Origin of the sequence: Planomonospora antibiotica, from assembly GCF_014647955.1 — a bacterium.
GTDB classification, from domain to species: Bacteria; Actinomycetota; Actinomycetes; order Streptosporangiales; family Streptosporangiaceae; genus Planomonospora; species Planomonospora parontospora.
In genome coordinates this window covers 55,567-72,904 of record NZ_BMQE01000011.1, presented here as the reverse complement: position 1 = coordinate 72,904, position 17,338 = coordinate 55,567, and the positions used below count along the sequence as shown (strand labels likewise).

17 protein-coding genes are annotated in these 17,338 nt (G+C 73.7%); 12 read left to right on the top strand and 5 right to left on the bottom strand.

Translation table 11 applies throughout. From position 1 onward, the window contains the following. The first annotated feature begins 154 nt into the window (after window positions 1–154). Window positions 155–1,480, top strand: coding sequence for a hypothetical protein (locus tag IEZ06_RS13070; RefSeq protein WP_189236960.1), 1,326 nt, complete (start codon window positions 155–157; stop codon window positions 1,478–1,480). Here IEZ06_RS13070 and IEZ06_RS13065 read toward each other — a convergent pair. The 3 genes from IEZ06_RS13065 to IEZ06_RS13055 are packed head-to-tail and all read right to left on the bottom strand — an operon-like array spanning window position 1,470 to window position 4,014. After that, a complete protein-coding gene (locus IEZ06_RS13065) occupies window positions 1,470–2,693 on the bottom strand; it encodes a hypothetical protein (RefSeq protein ID WP_189236959.1) in 1,224 nt (407 codons plus the stop codon). The two genes, IEZ06_RS13070 and IEZ06_RS13065, sit on opposite strands and share 11 nt — an antisense overlap. After that, on the bottom strand, window positions 2,690–3,373 hold the full coding sequence (locus IEZ06_RS13060) for a hypothetical protein (RefSeq protein WP_189236958.1): 684 nt from the start codon (window positions 3,371–3,373) through the stop codon (window positions 2,690–2,692). Before IEZ06_RS13060 ends, IEZ06_RS13065 begins: the two co-directional genes overlap by 4 nt. Further along, window positions 3,373–4,014: a hypothetical protein gene (locus IEZ06_RS13055; protein WP_189236957.1), complete on the bottom strand. Its 642-nt coding sequence runs from the start codon at window positions 4,012–4,014 to the stop codon at window positions 3,373–3,375. The genes IEZ06_RS13060 and IEZ06_RS13055 overlap by 1 nt, the downstream gene beginning before the upstream one ends. A gap of 175 nt (window positions 4,015–4,189) precedes the next feature. Between IEZ06_RS13055 and IEZ06_RS13050 the strand changes: the two genes are divergently transcribed. The 4 genes from IEZ06_RS13050 to IEZ06_RS13035 all read left to right on the top strand — a co-directional run bounded on the left by IEZ06_RS13050 (window position 4,190) and on the right by IEZ06_RS13035 (window position 11,557). Continuing rightward, entirely contained in the window at window positions 4,190–6,142 is a 1,953-nt protein-coding gene (locus IEZ06_RS13050; protein WP_229798063.1) for a hypothetical protein, read from the top strand. Between the two features lie 323 nt (window positions 6,143–6,465). Continuing rightward, a complete protein-coding gene (locus IEZ06_RS13045) occupies window positions 6,466–9,441 on the top strand; it encodes an ATP-binding protein (RefSeq protein WP_189236955.1) in 2,976 nt (991 codons plus the stop codon). Between the two features lie 66 nt (window positions 9,442–9,507). After that, window positions 9,508–10,851, top strand: coding sequence for a MurT ligase domain-containing protein (locus tag IEZ06_RS13040; RefSeq protein WP_189236954.1), 1,344 nt, complete (start codon window positions 9,508–9,510; stop codon window positions 10,849–10,851). Next, the gene (locus tag IEZ06_RS13035; RefSeq protein ID WP_189236953.1) at window positions 10,841–11,557 is read left to right on the top strand and encodes a type 1 glutamine amidotransferase; all 717 of its coding nucleotides are present in this window, start codon (window positions 10,841–10,843) and stop codon (window positions 11,555–11,557) included. The genes IEZ06_RS13040 and IEZ06_RS13035 overlap by 11 nt, the downstream gene beginning before the upstream one ends. A 77-nt stretch (window positions 11,558–11,634) precedes the next feature. Here IEZ06_RS13035 and IEZ06_RS13030 read toward each other — a convergent pair whose 3' ends face one another. Then, on the bottom strand, window positions 11,635–11,997 hold the full coding sequence (locus tag IEZ06_RS13030) for a DsrE family protein (protein WP_189236952.1): 363 nt from the start codon (window positions 11,995–11,997) through the stop codon (window positions 11,635–11,637). Between the two features lie 68 nt (window positions 11,998–12,065). Between IEZ06_RS13030 and IEZ06_RS13025 the strand changes: the two genes are divergently transcribed. The 4 genes from IEZ06_RS13025 (at window position 12,066) to ygfZ (ending at window position 15,049) form a co-directional block, all read left to right on the top strand. Next, window positions 12,066–12,575 (top strand): heme-binding beta-barrel domain-containing protein, encoded by a 510-nt coding sequence (locus IEZ06_RS13025; protein WP_189236951.1) that lies wholly within the window; start codon window positions 12,066–12,068, stop codon window positions 12,573–12,575. Between the two features lie 81 nt (window positions 12,576–12,656). Then, window positions 12,657–12,962, top strand: coding sequence for a DUF2470 domain-containing protein (locus IEZ06_RS13020; RefSeq protein WP_189236950.1), 306 nt, complete (start codon window positions 12,657–12,659; stop codon window positions 12,960–12,962). A gap of 504 nt (window positions 12,963–13,466) precedes the next feature. Continuing rightward, entirely contained in the window at window positions 13,467–13,880 is a 414-nt protein-coding gene (locus IEZ06_RS13015; protein WP_189236949.1) for a Fur family transcriptional regulator, read from the top strand. Window positions 13,881–14,065: 185 nt separating this feature from the next. Continuing rightward, window positions 14,066–15,049, top strand: coding sequence for a CAF17-like 4Fe-4S cluster assembly/insertion protein YgfZ (gene ygfZ / locus IEZ06_RS13010; RefSeq protein WP_189236948.1), 984 nt, complete (start codon window positions 14,066–14,068; stop codon window positions 15,047–15,049). 70 nt (window positions 15,050–15,119) lie between these two features. Here the strand turns inward: ygfZ and dtd are convergent, their stop codons facing one another. After that, window positions 15,120–15,545 carry a D-aminoacyl-tRNA deacylase gene (gene dtd, locus IEZ06_RS13005; protein WP_189236947.1) on the bottom strand — a complete coding sequence of 142 codons (426 nt, stop codon included), beginning with the start codon at window positions 15,543–15,545 and terminating at the stop codon, window positions 15,120–15,122. 83 nt (window positions 15,546–15,628) lie between these two features. Between dtd and IEZ06_RS13000 the strand changes: the two genes are divergently transcribed. From IEZ06_RS13000 to IEZ06_RS12990, 3 genes are all read left to right on the top strand, one after another. Then, window positions 15,629–16,564, top strand: coding sequence for an asparaginase (locus tag IEZ06_RS13000; RefSeq protein ID WP_268245596.1), 936 nt, complete (start codon window positions 15,629–15,631; stop codon window positions 16,562–16,564). Between the two features lie 130 nt (window positions 16,565–16,694). Continuing rightward, window positions 16,695–16,949 carry a type II toxin-antitoxin system Phd/YefM family antitoxin gene (locus IEZ06_RS12995; protein WP_189236945.1) on the top strand — a complete coding sequence of 85 codons (255 nt, stop codon included), beginning with the start codon at window positions 16,695–16,697 and terminating at the stop codon, window positions 16,947–16,949. Next, window positions 16,946–17,338, top strand: a complete 393-nt coding sequence (locus tag IEZ06_RS12990) for a type II toxin-antitoxin system VapC family toxin (RefSeq protein ID WP_189236944.1) — start codon at window positions 16,946–16,948, stop codon at window positions 17,336–17,338. Before IEZ06_RS12995 ends, IEZ06_RS12990 begins: the two co-directional genes overlap by 4 nt.

Sequence of the window (17,338 nt, the reverse complement as noted above, 5' to 3'; positions counted from 1 at the left end):
CCGTCCGGGCCGCTCCGCGGGAAAAGGACCGGCGTCCCTCTTCGTGAGGGACGCCGGTCCTTCGCTTCTCCGGCGGTCACCTGCTCCGCGGCTCCGCTGCTCCGAGTCCGTGTTCGGCTGTGGCGCGGGGCGGTGGATCGCTACGATTCGTCGGGTGTCCGGAACGTCTGCTGCGTCCTCATCGTCCCCACCCGCCCCGCCGGCCTCAGCGCCGCAGGCCGTCCGGCGGGCGCCCGCCCGGCTCACGGCGTACTCGCTGCCCCTGCACACCTTCAGGGTCTTCGGTGCCTGCGCGCTCTCGCTGGTGCTCTGGTTCTCCGCCGGGCGGGCGGTCCGCGCGGCGCTGATGTGGGCGGGCACCGAGCTGGCGCACGGCGACCACCGGCAGGTGCGGATCGCCGTCACGACGCTGATCTTCACGCTGATCGTGCTGAACGAGCTCGTCGTCATGGTCGGCATGCTGCACTCGGTGCGCGGCGCGCTCCGGGAGATCCGGGTGCGCAGGTCCGAGGACGAGGGGGCCGACGAGAGCCTGTTCGGCGCGCTCAACCGGACCACCCTGCTCTTCGCCACGATCTACCTGGCGTGGAGCTTCCACCGGGAGGACGCCCAGGAGTTCATCTCCCTCGACAGCATGAAGCGGATCGACCAGGACATCCAGGGGTCGCTGGCCGGGATCGAGAGCGAGGCCGGCACGATCCTGCTCGGGCTGGACGTGCGGATCTCCGCCGGGATCGCGGTGGCGGCCTACATCCTCAGGACGCTGTTCGCCTGGCTGCACATGAACGGCAGGGTGCGGGGCGGCGGCGTGCTGACCGCCTTCTTCGAACTGGGCTTCGCCTTCTACGGCCTCAACGCGCTGTTCGCCTTCACCACGTCGCGGGCGGACTGGCTGGACGAGCGGGCCGCCGTGGCCGCGGTCAAGGGCCGGTTCGAGGACCTGGAGAAGTCCCTCCCCTGGTGGAAGGGGTTCTGGGAGGGCGCCGGCGAGCTCTGGCCGCTCGTCGTGGACGCGCTGATCGAGCCGCTCGCCTGGCTGGCCGTGGCCGCGCTCGTCTACGGCGCCTTCGCCGAGGACACGCGCGCGGTCGTCCGGGGGACCCGGCTGGAGACGGTGGCCGACCGGGTGGAACGGACGCACACCCTGACCCGCACGACCATGAGCGGGGCGACGGTCGGGTTCCGGGACCGCTGGGTCCCGCCGGTCCACGCCTTCCGGCTCGCCGTCCGTGGCGGCGCCGCACTGTTCGGCGTGTTCTGCCTGTGCTACGTCGCCCTCCAGGTGGGCGCCGACTATGCGGACCGGAGCATCCGGGCGCTGGTCGGCAGCGACTTCCCCTTCTTCTGGGCACTGTTCAGCAGCCCGGTGAAGTTCGCCGTGGACCTGGTCGCCGGCGTGCTGACGGTCTGCCTGCTGGCGGCCACGTTCGACATCGCGGCCACCCGCAGCCGCGAGGCCGGGCAGGCGCTCACCGCCTGAACAGCAGCACCTGGTCCTGGGGTTCGGTCTTCTCCGTGCCGGCGCGCTTGAACAGCTGCTCCACGCTCTCCTCCTCCAGCGGGACGCGGATCGTGCTGGGGATGACGTGGACCTCGACCTCGTCGGCGACCTCCTGCGGCACCACGCTGACCGCGTTGTAGCGGTAGGCGGTGCCGACCTTGTGCTCCTTGACCTCCAGGGGGAGGTCGTTGTCGGAGATCAGGACCTGCCAGCTGCGGCCGTCGGGGTGCACGGCCTTGATCGTGGGATCGCCGCGCCGGATCACCCCCTCGGTGTCGAGGGAGGTCCTGGAAACCGTGATCTTGAGCCATTTCCGGCCGGGCTTGGCCTTCCCCAGACCCGGCAGGCTGTCCGCCGCCTCGACCTCGGCCCGCCAGGACACGCGCATGAGCGTGCCGCTGCCGCCGGGCTCCACGGTGTGGAACCGCAGCGCGGGAATGCCGGTCCGGTAGAAGCTGTAGCCCTCCCAGGCGGGGATCCCGACGGCCAGGGCGACCGCGACGAGCAGCCCGCCGATCCGCAGTGCCGTACGGCGCCGCGGCGCGGGGGCGGCGGTCCCGGCGTCCGGCGGGGTGCCCTCCGACGCCTCTGAGGCCTCCGGCGGGACTGCGGGGGCCGCGTCGGCCGCCACCGGGGATGCGGCGGCCGCGGGAGCGGAGACACCCCGCGCGGGGGCGGAGGCGGGCCGCGGGAGCGGAGGCGTGGGGACCGCGGGGAAGGGCTGGGTCGACGAGCCCGGTGACTCGCGCACGGGCCGGGGCACGGGCGGCCAGACCTGCTCGTCGGGGAAGACCTGCCGGGGGGCGGGCGTCCAGGGCAGGCCTGCGGGCGGCGGTTCCGAGGCGGACGGCTGCGATGACGGGACGGCGGGCTGCGGTGCCGGGACGGCCGGGTGCCCAAAGGCGGGGTCCGGGTGCCCGAAGGCGGGGACCGGATGCCTGGGGTGGGTCTCCGGCGGGGCCGGGTGCCCGAAGGCGGGGTCCGGCCCCGCCGGGTGCCCGGGATGAGCCTCCGGCGGGGCCGGCCAGGCGCCGGAGGCGGGCCAGGGGGCGCCGCGGTAGGACTCGCCGTCGTAGGGCACACCGCGGGACCCGCCGGGGGACCGCCGGGGGGACTCCGCGGGCGGCTCCCCCCGCCCGGGGGCGGACCAGTCGGGCAGGCCCGCGTTCTCCGGGGCCGGGGTGCCGGTCACTGCTTGCTCGTCAAGGGGTAGACGTCCTTCGCATCGGCGATCAGGCGTTGCGTGCCCGCCTCGTCCAGGCCCAGGTCGACCTCCACCTCCGGCAGGTAGGTCTCCCCGAAGAGCAGGCCGGTCTTCAGCGGCAGCACGATCCGGGAGCCGGTCAGCGCGTTCACCGGGACCTCGAAGACCGCCACGCCCGCGGTCCACCAGCCCGGCTGGATGTAGGGGTTGACGATGGTCAGCGAGGAGTCGACCTTGTCGGTCGCCCGGTAGCGCCTGCCGTCGTCGGTGAGCAGCACCGGGGCCGCGAACTGCTGCGGCTCCCGGTGGGCGGTGGCCTCCAGCGTGACGACGACGAAGATCCCCGAGGTGGTGGCCTTCTCCACCTTGTCGGCCGCGTCCGTGGTCTGCACGGACCGCGCGCCGTACACCCCCTTCACCCGGGCGGAGAAGCGCGAGGCGACGACCTCCTCGCCGAGGCCGCCGGTCCAGGTCAGCGCGGCGCTCCGCTCCTCGACGCTCAGGGCGGTGGACTGCAGGGCCACCGCGGCGGCGGCCAGGGAGAGCCCGGCGAGCAGGGCGCCCGCCCGGCGCATCCGGCCCGGCCGCCGGGGCGGACGGCGGCGGCCCGCCCTCGCCTCGGACGCGGCGGCCGGGCCCGCCTGGCTCATGGGAGGCGCGGCGCTCATCAACCCTCCTGCCCGCGCTCGACCGGCAGCGTGACCTGCGCCACGACCTTCGGCGGGGAGCCGTCCGCCTCGCCGTCCTCCTCCAGGACCCAGCTGCCCGCGATGATCGTGAACTGCTCCAGGCGCTCGAACGTCCCCACGTCGAAGCGCACCTTCTCCGGAGGCTCCTGCCCCTCGGGCAGCTCGTAGCGGAGCACGACGGTGGAGGCCATGCCCGGGTGCAGCTGCCTGCTCGGCACCCCCTCGTCGGCGACGCTCACGATGGGGCCGCCCTCGGGCGCGATCGCCGGGCTCATCGCGAGCAGGCCCTTGGCGAAGAGCAGGCCCTTCGGGCCCGGCGACCCCGTGCCGGTGGTCTCGCCGCCCTTGTTCGTGACCTCCAGCTCGACCTCCAGGAACCGCTTGCCCCCGGGGCCGTACTCGTCCGCCTGGAAAACGGTCCGCGACGTCACGAACTTGGTGAGAAACTGCTTCTGGTCGACGACGGCGCCGGGTCCGAGCTGCTTGGGAGGTTCTTTGGGAGCGTCGGAGAAGCCGCCGAGGGCGGCGGTGACCCCCAGGCCGGCGGAGAGGACCAGGACGGTGACGGGCACTGCGATGGGGCGTCGCCGTGGTGTATCGCCGCCGGGGGGAGACGTCATGACAATGGATGGTAATCGCTGATCTCAGTACCGTCCGACTCATTCATCCCACATGTCACGATGAACGAGTGGAAAATACAGCGGATTGACCTGAACGCCGCCCCAACGGCAGGTCCAGCTCATACGCTGTCACGGAGGCGGACGAGAGCCCGACGGCGGAGGTTCCGTGGCGGACGTGCATCCTGAGCATGCGCAGCTCCAGGCGGACCGGATCTACCTGGGCTGGCAGTACGCCCTGCTCCACCCGGACCCCGGTCCGGCCCCCCGGCGCCCGTCCCCCGCCGAGGACCCCGCCTTCGAGATCGACCCCGAGTGGATGCGCCGCGAGCGGCTCAACGAGGACCTGCTCAACCGGCCGGTGAAGATCGTCCGCGGGTTCATGGTCGCCCTCGCCCTCCTCGTCGTCGCCATCTCCGCCACCGGGCTGCTCGACTGGTCGTTCGCCGCGGTCGGGCTGGCGGCCTCCCTGGGCGTCGCCGGGTTCTGCACCTACGCGGTCTACCAGGGCGACCGGGCGGTCCGCTACCGGATCGAGGAGCGCAGGACCGCCGTGGACCGGCGGCGGCAGGAGCGCGACCGGGAGCTCTACCTCGCCCAGGAGGAGCACGCCGCCCGCTACCGCGAGTGGGCGGAGAAGAAGGAGCGCTACGACCGCCAGCTCACCTGGTACGCGGTGACCGTCCCCGACGAGATCGACCGCATCGACGTGGCCGGCGGCACGCTGCCGGGCTGGTCGGCGCTGATCACCCTGCTCGGTGCGACGCGCCTCTACAGCGGCGGCCACCTGACCGTGCTCGACCTGTCCGAGGGCGCGATCGCCAAGGACCTGATCGAGCTGGCCCGCCGGGGCGGCGACGACCCGCTGGTCTGGGTGCTCCCGGTGGACCTGCCCAGGCTGGACCTGGGGGCGACGCTCGCGCCCGAGGCCTTCGCCGACGTCCTCGCCCACGTGGTGAGCGTCAGCGAGGAGCACCGCACCACCCGGGACCTGTCCTTCGACAACGCGATCCTGGAGCGCGTCCTGGAGGTCCTCGGCGCCAAGGCCACGATCAACCAGGTGACCGCCGCGCTCCGGGCGCTGGCCCAGGTGGGCGACCCCCGCGAGGACCTGCGCCTGGGCCTGATCACCGCCACCCAGCTGGAGCGGATCGGCACCCTGTTCGGCCGCGGGGTCAGCGACCGGGTGGTGATCGAGCGGGCCTGGGCGCTGGAGTCGCAGCTGCGCAAGCTGGAGACGCTCGGCTCGGAGGCCGTACGGCTCCCGCCCGCGCGGCTGCGGGTGGTCTCCATGGACCGGCAGGCCGGCGTGTTCGGCAACCGGGTGCTGGGCACCTACGTGGCCACCGCGCTCACCCACATCCTGCGCCAGTCGCCCGGCTCGGAGCGGCCCTGGTACCACACGATCATCGTCGCGGGGGCGGACAAGCTCCGCGGCGACGTGCTCGACCGGCTGATGGACGCCTGCGAGACCTCCAGGACGGGGCTGGTGCTGACCTACCGGTCGCTGACACCGACCGTGCGGGAGCGGCTGGGCCGGGGGCACGCGGCGGTGGCGTTCATGCGGCTGGGCAACGCCGAGGACGCCCGGGTGGCCAGCGAGCACGTCGGCACCGAGCACCGGCTGGAGCTCGCCCAGCTCACCGAGACCATCAGCGCCGCGGGCGCGGGGCTCGACGGCGGCTACATCTCCACGGTCGGCCAGACCGACGAGGAGGAGGACGGGCACGCCGCCGGCCACGCGGACCTGAAGGAGGACATCACCGAGTCCACCGAGTGGGGGCGGCGGGCGACCAAGGCGCTGGGCGACACCGAGCGGGTGCTGCACCGCTCCCGGGAGTTCCTCGTCGAGCCCCACCAGCTCCAGCAGCTCCCCACCACGTCGGTGATCGTCACCGACGCCACCGCGCAGGGCCGCCGGGTACGGCTGGCCGACGCCAACCCCGCGATCCTCACCTTCCCCAAGACGACGCTGGGGGAGTTCGAGGAGATCCGGGAGAGGCTGCTGGAGCCCTTCGCGGCGCGGGACGACCGGCCGCGCGAGCCGGACCGCGAACCGAACCCCTTCGAGGACGCCCCGCCCAACCTCGGCCCGCCGCCGCCCCGGCTCGACTGGCGCCGGCGGCAGTGAGCCGACGGCGCGGCGGTGACGGCGCGGCGGAGGCGAACGGCGGTGATGCGGTGGTGCGGCGGCTGTGATGCGGCGACGTGGCGCGTGATGCGGTGGCGCGACGGATGACGTGGCGGGTGGCGTGACGGCGGGCCGGACCGCGGTGAAACGCCCGGGCGCGTCAACGAAGGGTGCGGACAGGGTAATGGAGTGGTCAATGCCGGGGTGCCGGTCAGAGTGAGGTTCGACCGTAGTGCTGTCGCGAGGCCTCGCCCAGCACGGCGGAGCGATCGGTGAAGCGTCGACCCCCCGGCCCGGAGCCGGGGGCCCCGGGTGGAGACCACATGCAGCAGCAGAGCGTATCCCGTCTTCCGCACACCCTGGCCGGTCCGTGGTACCGGATCCAGGCGATCGCGGCGCCCTCGCGCGGTTCGTCGGCCGAGTGGGACTTCGTCACCGTCCTGCCCGCCGTACTCTCCGCGGCCCAACGCGGGCGGCCCTTCGTGATCGGCTGGCTCTCCCGGGGCGCGGGCGCCCCGCTGGAGCTGCTCACCAACGCCGGGCCGCTGACCCCGCCGCGCGCCCCCCGCCGGGCCGTCACCGCCGAGCACGGGCGGCGGACGGCCGAGCCCGAACCGCTGCTGTTCCCCGGCGGCGCCCGCGGCGTGCGGATCGGCGACGAGTGGCTGCGCGACCTGACCGATCTCGTCTGGACGACCTGCCCGGGACGGCAGGCTCCGCCGCTGGGCGGCCGTCGCGAGGCGGACGCCGACGAGGTCAAGCGGCCCACCCTGTTCGAGTCCACGCTGGTCACGCTCATGTCCCGGCCGTTCGCCTGGCTGGTGGTGGCCGAGCCGACCGACCTGCTGGACGCCGAGGTGGCGCACCTGCGGACCCAGCTCAACGTGCTGCGGCAGTACGGCGACGCCTCCGAGCGATCACGCTACGACGCCGAGCGGGCCGAGCGGCGCATGCAGGAGCTCGACACCTTCCGCGAGGCCGGGCTCTGGAACGTGCGGGTGCTGGCCGGAGCGGCCGGCCCGGAGGAGCTGCGGCAGATCGCCCCGGTGCTGGTCGGCTCCGCGGAGCTGGGCCACCACCCCTACCGCCTGCGCAGCGCGCTGTCCTCCCCGCCCTGCGGCTTCACGGACGCGCTCACGATGACCCTGCAGGACCCCGCCGACGGCGCCGCCGCGCCCTTCGCGGCCACCGCCGGGACGCTCGCCGCGCTGGCCGGGCTGCCCCGCCGGGAGGTGCCCGGCGTCCGGGTGGTGGAGGCGGGCTTCTTTGACGTGACCAGCGAGGCCGACGCGCCCGCCGGGGAGCCCTCGGTCGACCTCGGCACGATCGTGGACGGCCAGGAGCGCGCGGTGGGCACGTTCCGGGTCCCGCTCGCCACCCTGAACCGGCACGCGTTCGTCACCGGAGCCACCGGTTCCGGCAAGTCCCAGACGGTCCGCCACCTGCTGGAGGAGCTCACCGGCGCGGGCATCCCCTGGCTGGCGATCGAGCCGGCCAAGTCCGAGTACGCCGCGATGGGCGGCCGGATCGAGCACCTCGCCCCGGTGACCGTGATCAACCCCTCGGACCCCGACACCGTGCCGTTCAGCGTGAACCCGCTCGCGCCGGAGCCGGGCTACCCGGTCCAGGCCCACATCGACATGGTCCGGGCGCTGTTCATGGCCGCCTTCGACGCCGAGGAGCCGTTCCCGCAGATCATGTCGCTGGCGCTGCAGCGGGTCTACGAGGCCAACGGCTGGGACGTGGTCACCGGCGCGGCGGCCCCGGGGGCGGCGGTGCAGCCCGCCGTGCCGACCCTGGAGCAGCTGCAGCGGCACGCGATGGACGTGATCAAGGAGATCGGCTACGGCCGGGAGGTCCAGGCCGACGTCGAGGGCTTCATCGCGCTGCGGCTGCGCTCGCTCCGGGTCGGCTCGGCCGGGCGCTTCTTCGAGGGCGGCCACCCCGCCGACATCGGCGACCTGCTCCGGCGCAACGTCGTGCTCGCCATCGAGGACGTGGCCAACGACGAGGACAAGGCGTTCCTGATGGGCACGCTGATCATCCGGATCGTGGAGCACCTGCGGATGCGGGCCAGGTCGTCGAAGACCTCCGGGCTGCAGCACGTGATCGTGATCGAGGAGGCGCACCGGCTGCTCCGCGACCGGGGCGCGGGCCGGGCCAGCACGCACGCGGTCGAGCTGCTGGCCGGCATGCTCGCCGAGATCCGCGCGTACGGCGAGGGCATCGTGGTCGCCGAGCAGATCCCCACCAAGCTGGTCTCCGACGTGGTGAAGAACACCGCGCTGAAGGTCGTCCACCGGCTTCCCGCCGAGGACGACCGCCGGCTGGTCGGCGCCGCGATGAACCTGAGCGAGGAGCAGTCCCGGCAGGTCGTCTCGCTCCAGCCCGGCACGGCGGCGGTCTTCGCCGACGGGATGGACCGGCCGCTCCGGATCCGGGTGCCGCTGGGCGAGGACCGCGAGCACCCGGCCCCCGGGCAGACCCCGCCGATCTGCGGGCGCCGCTCGGTGGCCTGCGGGCAGGAGTGCAGCAGCGGCCGGGCGTGCACGCTGGTCGAGATCCGCGAGGCCGACCTGCTCGCCGAGGCCCCCGAATGGGCCTGGCTGCGGATCTGGGCCGACACGCTGGTGCTGGCCTTCTGCGTCAACCGGCCCGTTCCGGGCGTGCCCCGGGCGCTGGCCGAGCTCTGGGCGGAGCTGCCCGCGCGCCGGCGCGAGTGCCTGCTGGCCACGGCCGTGGAGCGTGCCGTCGCCCGCCGGGCGTGGGCGCTGCGCACGGTCGCCGACCCGGCCCTGCTCACCGAGCAGGTCGCCGAGGCCGCCGCCCGGCTGCTGGGACCCGAGCGCAAGCCCGGCGAGCGGCCCGGGCCCACCTGGGTGATCCCACAGGTCCGCTGGCTGCACGAGGTGGAGCGCCTCTTCCCCTACGGGCAGGCCGCCCCCAACCCGCGCGGTCCCGCGCCGGCCATGGAGTACCCGCTGTTCGACCGCCCCGCGGGAGGCGAGGAACTGCTCGGCCACCGCGCACGGGCCCTCCGGCACCACCCGCTCTCCATGGAGGCGGAGCGGAACCGGACGCTCGCCTGGCGGGTCCTGCTGGGTGACGACGAGCACGAGGGCGTGGAGCGGGACGTGCTGACCGTCACGATCGGGATCGACCCGGCCGAGCGGCTGCGGCACGTCGCGCAGACGATGGGGGCGGGCTGGCTGGAGACCGTGCTGTCCTGGCCGAACCGGTTCGTGCTCCCGTTCGACGCCGAGTCCTCCGACGCGGTGGAGCTCGCCTTCACCGAGTGACGGGTGCGGATTCCGCGGCGTTCCCGCAGGCGGCCGCCCCGCCCATCCCCGGCTAGGATCGGCGGCATGACTCAGCTTCCGCTGCGGGCGCAGCTCGCGAGTGCTCTCGGCCGGACGGCCGCGACGCTGTCCCGGGCGACCGGACGCGGCGACGGATCGGTGATCGGCGGCCGGGTCGGCCTGGCCCTGGAGCCGGACCTGCTGCGCAAGCTCGCCCGCGACCGCAGGCTCGCGCTGGTGAGCGCGACCAACGGCAAGACCACCACGACGCGGCTGATCACCTCCGCCCTGCAGGAGCTCGGTGACGTCGCCACCAACGCCTTCGGCGCCAACATGCCCGCCGGACACGTGTCAGCGCTCTCGTCGGCGAAGGACGCGCCGTACGGCGTGCTGGAGGTCGACGAGAAGTACCTCCCCGAGGTGATCGAGACCACCGGCGCGGGCGTGGTCGTCCTGATGAACCTCAGCCGCGACCAGATGGACCGGGCGGCCGAGATCTGGCTGCTGGCCCAGAAGTGGCGCCGCGCGCTGGTGGCCAGGAACACCCACGTGATCGCCAACGCGGACGACCCGCTGGTGGCCTGGGGTGCGTCCACCGCCCCCCGGGTGACCTGGGTCTCCGTCGGGCAGCCGTGGAAGGAGGACTCCTGGTGCTGCCCCGAGTGCGGCGGCCCGCTCGACCGCGGGGGGATGGACTACGTCCCGCCCGGCGGTCACGCGCCCGGCGTGGCCGTACGGCAGGCGGACGGGAGCGTCCCCGCGGCCCCGGGGTCCCCGGGGGGTCCGGGCGGCGGGCTGGCGGAGAACGACTGGGCGTGCCGCGAGTGCTCCTTCCGGCGGCCCGCCCCGAGCTGGTTCCTCGACGGCGACACGGTGGTCGACCCCCGCGGGCAGCGCTGGCCGCTGGACATCCGGCTGCCCGGCCGGGCCAACCGGGCCAACGCGGTGGTCGCGCTGGCCACCGCGGAGGCGTTCGGCCTCCCCGTCCAGCGGGCGCTGCCCCGCCTGGCCGAGGTCACCTCGGTGGCCGGCCGCTACACCACGGTGGAGCGCGAGGGCCGTCAGGCGCGGCTGCTGCTGGCGAAGAACCCGGCGGGCTGGCTGGAGGCGTTCGACGTGCTCGACCCCGCGCTGCCGGTGATCCTCTCGGTGAACGCGCAGGGCCCCGACGGCCGCGACACCTCCTGGCTGTGGGACGTCGACTACCGGGTGCTGCGCGGCAGGCCGGTCTACGTGACCGGGGAGCGACGGCTCGACCTCGCCCTCCGGCTCGACGTGGCCGAGGTGCCGTTCCAGCTGACGGAGTCCTTCGGGCACGCGCTCGCGGTCCAGCCGCCGGGCAAGGTCGACGTGATCGCCAACTACACCGCCTTCCAGCAGATCCGATCGGAGTTCGGTCGTGCCGTCTGACAGCGTCCTGCGTCTTGTCTGGATCTATCCGGACCTGCTCAGCACCTACGGCGACCAGGGCAACGTCCTGGTCCTGGAGCAGCGGGCCCGGCGCCGCGGGATCGCGGTCGAGACCGTCCACGTGCGCTCGGCCGACCCGGTGCCCGAGCAGGGGGACGTCTACCTGATCGGCGGCGGTGAGGACCGGCCGCAGATCCTGGCCGCCGAGCGGCTGCGCCGGGACGGCGGGCTGCACCGGGCCGTCGCCCGGGGCGCCGCCCTGCTGGCGGTCTGCGCGGGCTACCAGATCATGGGCAGCACGTTCGGCGGCGAGGAGGGGCAGCCGGTGGACGGCATCGGGCTGCTCGACATCGCCAGCGGCCGGGGCGATGCCCGCGCGGTCGGCGAGCTCGTCGCCGAGGCCGACCCGGCGCTCGGCGTCCCGACCCTGACGGGGTTCGAGAACCACATGGGCGTCACCAGGCTCGGACCGGGCGTGCGCCCGCTCTCCCGCACGGTGGTCGGCACCGGGAACGGCGACGGGACCGAGGGCTGCTACGCCGGGAAGATCGTCGGGACCTACCTGCACGGCCCGGCGCTGGCGCGCAACCCCGGTCTGGCCGACCTGCTGCTGACCTGGGCGGTCGGCGCGCAGCTCCCGCCGATCGACGACACCTGGTTCGAACGGCTCCGCCAGGAGCGGCTCACCGCGGTCCGGCCCGTCTGACCCGTCCGCCCGGCCGGACCGACCGGCCGGGCGCCGCGGACGTCAGTACCGGACCGACCGGCCGGGCCCCGCGGACGTCAGTAGACGAGTGCCTGGACGCCGTCGCCCAGGGCCTCCTCGACGAACGTGGGGGCGCCCGCGATGCGGACCCCCTCGATCACGTCGTCCACCGTGATGTCCCGCCGGGCCGCGCACTGCGTGCACAGCGTCACCCGGCCTCCGGCGAGCACCGCGTCGAGCAGGTCGCCGAGCCGGGCCGCGTGGGGCAGGGTGAACTCCTCGGCCCGTCCGGGGAGGGCGAACCACGAGGCCTCGCCCGTCAGCCAGAGGGAGACGGGCACCCCGCTCGCCAGGGCCGCCGCGGCCACCGTGAACGCCTGGTTGCAGCGCTCCGGGGCGTCCGCGCCCGCGGTCACTTTGATCACCAATGATCGTGCCATGCTCGAAGACTATTCGGGCCCGGGCCACCGGCGCGAGCCAGGTCCGGCCGGGCCTACCCTTGAGGGCTATGGACGTTCCTGAGCTGCATCCCGACCTTGAGCCGATCGCCTTCCTCGTGGGCCGGTGGGAGGGCGCCGGGGTGGGGGGATACCCGACGATCGAGAGCTTCAACTTCGGTCAGGAGATCGTCTTCGGGCACAACGGCAAGCCGTTCCTGACCTACACCAGCCGCACCTGGCTGCTGGACGAGGCGGGCGCCAAGGTCCGCCCGCTGGGCACCGAGACCGGCTTCTGGCGCCAGCTGCCGGACCGCCAGCTGGAGGTCTGCCTGTCGCACCCGACCGGCATCGTGGAGATCTACGTCGGCGAGGTGGTCTTCCACAAGATCGAGCTCCACACGGACGTGGTGGCCCGCACCGCCACCGCCAAGGAGTACACCGGCGGCCACCGACTCTACGGCCTGGTCAACGGCAATCTGATGTGGGCCTACGACATGGCGGCCATGGGGCAGGGGATCCAGTCGCACATCTCGGCCGAGCTCAAGCGGGTGGGCGACTTCGTGCCCGACGCCGACTGAGACCGGGCGAGGACTGGGACCGGGCGAGGACTGGGACCGGGCGAGGACTGGGACCGGGCGAGGACGAATACGATGCCGGACATGAGCACCCCCTTCACCCCCGACGTGGTCGAGGCGATCAGGCGCCACATGAACGACGACCACGCCGACGACGCACTGCTGATCGTCAGGAGCCTGGGCGGCAGGCCCGAGGCGACGGCCGCGACGACGTCGGACGTGGACGCCGAGGCGATCGAGTTCGCCGCGGTCGTGGACGGCGACGAGGTCACGGTGCGCGTTCCGTGGGGCAGGACGCTGACCGAGCGGGCCGAGGTGCGCCGGGAGGTCGTGCGCCTCTACCGGGAGGCCTGCGCCGCCCTCGGGGTCCCGGCCCGCGGTGAGCACTGAGGGGACCGGACGTCGGGCCTCGGGCCTGAGGAAAGCGCCGGGAGAAACACGGAGAGAACGAAAAAAGAGAACCCCGGGCTCGCTCCTCCGCTCTGGGCGTGAGGGCCGGATGGACCAAAGACGGGATGTGCCCGCCCTCCGGCAGCCCGGGGTTCCGGTGATTGTCGTGGATTCGCCGAACGTCGCGAGACGTCCGGACAGAGTCCGGAGTCGCGGCGTCCTAGCGGACAGCCACCTCGCTAGCCCAAGTATGATCAACCATTGTTTGGACCACCTCCCTTCTGCGTGATTCGTACGTTATGCGACCGCTTCCGGGTTGGGCAAGTAAATATTCGCCAAGCAGGTTTCCGCTGGTGGAAGCCCTGGAAGTCGTCCCGGGAGCGGATCCCGGACGGCCGGACATCGCGGTCGGCCGGGATCGCGGCCCCGGTGGGCGGAGAGCACGAGGGCGGGCTCCAGGCGAAGATCAATTGAGTCGGCCGGGGCACGGCATAGAATCGCGCCATGACCGAGACGTCGTGGCATGAGGAACTGCGGGCGCGCGGTTATCGGGTCACCCCGCAACGCCAGCTGGTGCTCGAGGCGGTCAAGTCGCTGGAGCACGCCACCCCGGAGGAGATCTGCACCCGGGTGCGCGAGACCGCCCGCGGGGTGAACATCTCGACCGTCTACCGGACCCTCGAGCTGCTCGAGGAGCTCGGCATGGTCGCCCACAACCACCTCGGGCACGGCGCGCCCACCTACCACCTGGCCGCCGACGCCGACCACGTGCACCTGGTCTGCCGTGGTTGCGGTGAGATCAGCGAGGTCAGCCCGGAGCTGGTGCGGGCCCTGGTGGACGGGCTCGACGCCGAGCTGGGCTTCGCCACCGACGTGCACCACCTGACGGTCTTCGGCCGCTGCCGCAAGTGCCGCTGAGAGCGCCCGGGCCGCCGCCGTGAGCCGCCCGCGGGCCCATGGGCCCGCGGGCGCGGCCCGTCCGTCCCGGGTCCGCGAGCCGCGGTCACACGCCCTCCGGGGGCCTGCGGGCCGCGGTTCCGGACGCCGCCGGGGGCCCGCGGGCCGCGGCTCCGGGCGCCGCCGGGGGCTCGTAGGCTTGGGGCATGCGAAGCCCTCTGCTGGACACCCCCGGCGCGGTCGCCGCCGACGCCCCCGACGACGGCGTCGCCGGACACTACGGTGACCTGTTCGCCGAGCAGCGCGCCTTCCTCGCCGGTGAGGCGATGGTCGACCGGAGCAACCGGGAGGTCGTCAGGATCTCCGGGCCCGACCGCCTGAGCTGGCTCAACAGCCTGAGCTCCCAGAAGCTCGACGACCTGGAGCCCGGCCGGGCGACCGAGACGCTGCTGCTGGACGCCCAGGGCAGGGTCGAGCACCACCTGGTCCTCGTCGACGACGGCGAGGCCGTCTGGGCGCACGTGGAGCCGGGCACCTCGGCCGGCCTGGTCGCCTTCCTCGACAAGATGCGGTTCATGCTCCGGGTCGAGGTCGCCGACGTGACGGACGCCTACGCGGTGGTCTCCGTGGCCGACCCGGCCCGGCTCACCCCGCCCGCCGGGGCGGTCGTCGCCGGCGGCGATGTGCTGCTCCCGCGCGACCTGCTCCCCGGGCACCTCGGCCTGCGGCTCGCCGGGCTCTGGGCCCACGAGGCGCTGCGGATCGAGGCCCACCGCCCCCGGCTCGGCTTCGAGACCGACCACAAGACGATCCCGCACGAGGTCGGCTGGATCGGTACGGCCCTGCACCTGAACAAGGGGTGCTACAAGGGCCAGGAGACCGTGGCGCGGGTGCACAACCTCGGCCACCCGCCGCGCCGGCTGGTCTTCCTGCACCTGGACGGGAGCGCCGACCGGCTGCCCCGGCGCGGCGCCCCGGTGACCGCGGGCAAGGACGAGGTCGGGTTCGTCGGCGGCTCCGCCCGCCACCACGAGCTCGGCCCGATCGCCCTGGCCCTGGTCAAGCGGACCGTGCCGGTGGAGGCGCCGCTGGAGGCCGACGGGGTGGCGGCGGCCCAGGAGGTCGTCGTGCCGCCGGACGCAGGGCGCAACGTGCAGATCGACCCGGCCCTGCGCCGCCGCATCCGCTGACCCGCTGACGGAACGCCGAGGGGGCCGCTCCCGGGCTTCGCGGCCTCCGGATCCGCCGGGTCCGCGGGGCTCAGACCTCCAGGACCAGCGTGATGGGGCCGTCGTTGGTCAGCGCGACCTTCATGTCGGCGCCGAAGACACCCGTCCCGACGCGTGCTCCCAGCGCGCGCAGCTCCGCGCAGACGGCCTCGACCAGAGGCTCGGCGACCGGCCCGGGGGCCGCCGCCTGCCAGGTGGGGCGGCGTCCCTTGCGGGCGTCGCCGTACAGGGTGAACTGGCTGACCACGAGCAGGGGCGCGCCGATGTCGGAGCAGGACTTCTCGCCGTCCAGGATCCGCAGCCCCCAGAGCTTGGCGGCCAGCCTCGCCGCCTCGGCCGGGGTGTCGGTGTGCGTCACCCCGACCAGCACGAGCAGGCCCGGCTCGTCGATCGCCCCGACCACCGCACCGTCCACCGTCACCGACGCGGAACTCACCCGCTGCACCACCGCACGCATGCCCCCATCATCCCGCGCTCCGGGTGCTCTCTAGACTCTGCGCGGGCTCTGCATGAAAGGGGACAAAGGTGTCTACAGGGTCGTTGGTCGTCGAAGTGGTCCGTTCGGGGTTCGTGGAGTCCACGCACCGGGCGCGGATGCTGGCCGTCGCGGCGGACGGTTCCGCGGTGCGGGTGCACGGGGCGGTGGACGCGCTGGTCTCGCCGCGCTCGTCGATGAAGCCCTTCCAGGCGCTCGGCATGGTGCGCAGCGGGCTCGCCCTGGAGGGGGAGCTGCTCGCGCTGGCGTGCGCGAGCCACGACGGGGAGGCGTTCCACGTGGACGGCGCCCGCAGGATCCTCGCCGGGGCCGGGCTGGACGAGGACGCGCTGCGCTGCCCGGAGGACCTGCCCGGCGACGCGGCCTCCCGTGAGGAGGTGCTGCGCTCGGGCGGCGGCCGGGCGCGGATCTACATGAACTGCTCCGGCAAGCACGCGGCGATGCTCGCCACCTGCGCGGCCAACGACTGGCCGCTGGAGACCTACCTCGACCCCGCGCACCCGCTGCAGCGGGCGATCCGCGCCGCGGTGGAGGAGCTGACCTGCGAGAAGGTCGCCGCCACCGGCGTCGACGGCTGCGGCGCCCCGCTCTTCTTCGTCTCGATGACGGGCGTGGCCCGCGCCTTCCGCGCCCTCGTGCTGGCCGAGTCCGGCAGCCCCGAGCGGCGCGTCGCCGACGCCTTCCGCGCCCACCCCGAGTGGACGTCCGGCACGACCCGCCCCGAGGCCCGGCTGATGCGGGCGATCCCCGGGCTGCTGGTCAAGGCCGGGGCCGAGGCCTTCGACGCCTTCGCCTTCGAGGACGGCCGCGCCGGCACGGTCAAGATCGAGGACGGCGGCCAGCGCGCCCGCGTGCCCGTCACCGTCGCCGCGCTGCGCGCCCTCGGCCTCGACGCCCCCGAGCTCGCCGACCTCGCCGCCGGAGTCCTGTACGGCGGCGGCCGTCCGGTGGGCGAGATCCGCCTGGGCGGCGGGGCGTAAAAGGGGCTCCTCGTCCGGGCTCGGGTTGGCCCGGGATGCCTTGTTTCCTCGGGCCGGCCCGAGCCCGGATCAGGAGCCGGGATACCGACTTTCTTGCTACAGGCGTAGCAAGGGTTCTACGGTTGGGTTCATGACTGCGATTCCTGCGCGTGAGTTGCGGAACAACACGGCCGAAGTGCTGCGGCGTGTCGAGGCCGGTGAAGAGATCGAAGTGCTGCGGGACAACCGTCCGGTGGCGAAGATCATTCCTTTCCCCCGCCGCAGCCGCTGGCTCTCCGCCACCGAGATCGGGGGAGAGCTCGCCCGCCTCGGGCCGGACGGGACGGGCTGGGCCGAAGAGCTGCGGGAGACCTTGTCCGGGACCACCGACGATCTGCCGTGGTGAGCCCGCAGCGGGCGCTGGCCGATACATCGATCTTCATCGGCATGGAGGCCAGCCGGTTCGATGTCGAGCGCTTCGCCGACTACGAGTGGGGTGTTTCGGCGGTCACCCTGGGTGAGCTGCGTCTCGGGGTGCTGCAGGCACGGGATCCCGAGTCGGCCGCCCGGCGCCTTTCCACCTATCAACTGGCCCAGCGCTTCGAGCCGCTACCGGTCGACGAGGCCGTTTCCGAGGCATGGGCGCTTCTGGTCGCCCGATTGCGGGTGGCGGGCCGCAAGGCTCCGATCAACGACAGCTGGATAGCGGCGACCGCCCTGGCCTACGGCATTCCCGTGGTGACCCAGGATGCGGACTACGACGAGATGCCCGGTGTCGAGGTCGTCAGGCTGTGA

What these genes read in the sequence shown, in the direction of transcription:
- IEZ06_RS13020 (WP_189236950.1), top strand. Translation starts at nt 12,657, where the DNA reads ATGAGCACCCCCTTCACCCCCGACGTGGTCGAGGCGATCAGGCGCCAC.
- IEZ06_RS13060 (WP_189236958.1), bottom strand. Translation starts at nt 3,373, where the DNA reads ATGAGCGCCGCGCCTCCCATGAGCCAGGCGGGCCCGGCCGCCGCGTCC.
- IEZ06_RS13015 (WP_189236949.1), top strand. Translation starts at nt 13,467, where the DNA reads ATGACCGAGACGTCGTGGCATGAGGAACTGCGGGCGCGCGGTTATCGG.
- IEZ06_RS13055 (WP_189236957.1), bottom strand. Translation starts at nt 4,014, where the DNA reads ATGACGTCTCCCCCCGGCGGCGATACACCACGGCGACGCCCCATCGCA.
- ygfZ (WP_189236948.1), top strand. Translation starts at nt 14,066, where the DNA reads ATGCGAAGCCCTCTGCTGGACACCCCCGGCGCGGTCGCCGCCGACGCC.
- IEZ06_RS13025 (WP_189236951.1), top strand. Translation starts at nt 12,066, where the DNA reads ATGGACGTTCCTGAGCTGCATCCCGACCTTGAGCCGATCGCCTTCCTC.
- dtd (WP_189236947.1), bottom strand. Translation starts at nt 15,545, where the DNA reads ATGCGTGCGGTGGTGCAGCGGGTGAGTTCCGCGTCGGTGACGGTGGAC.
- IEZ06_RS13045 (WP_189236955.1), top strand. Translation starts at nt 6,466, where the DNA reads ATGCAGCAGCAGAGCGTATCCCGTCTTCCGCACACCCTGGCCGGTCCG.
- IEZ06_RS13030 (WP_189236952.1), bottom strand. Translation starts at nt 11,997, where the DNA reads ATGGCACGATCATTGGTGATCAAAGTGACCGCGGGCGCGGACGCCCCG.
- IEZ06_RS12995 (WP_189236945.1), top strand. Translation starts at nt 16,695, where the DNA reads ATGACTGCGATTCCTGCGCGTGAGTTGCGGAACAACACGGCCGAAGTG.
- IEZ06_RS13040 (WP_189236954.1), top strand. Translation starts at nt 9,508, where the DNA reads ATGACTCAGCTTCCGCTGCGGGCGCAGCTCGCGAGTGCTCTCGGCCGG.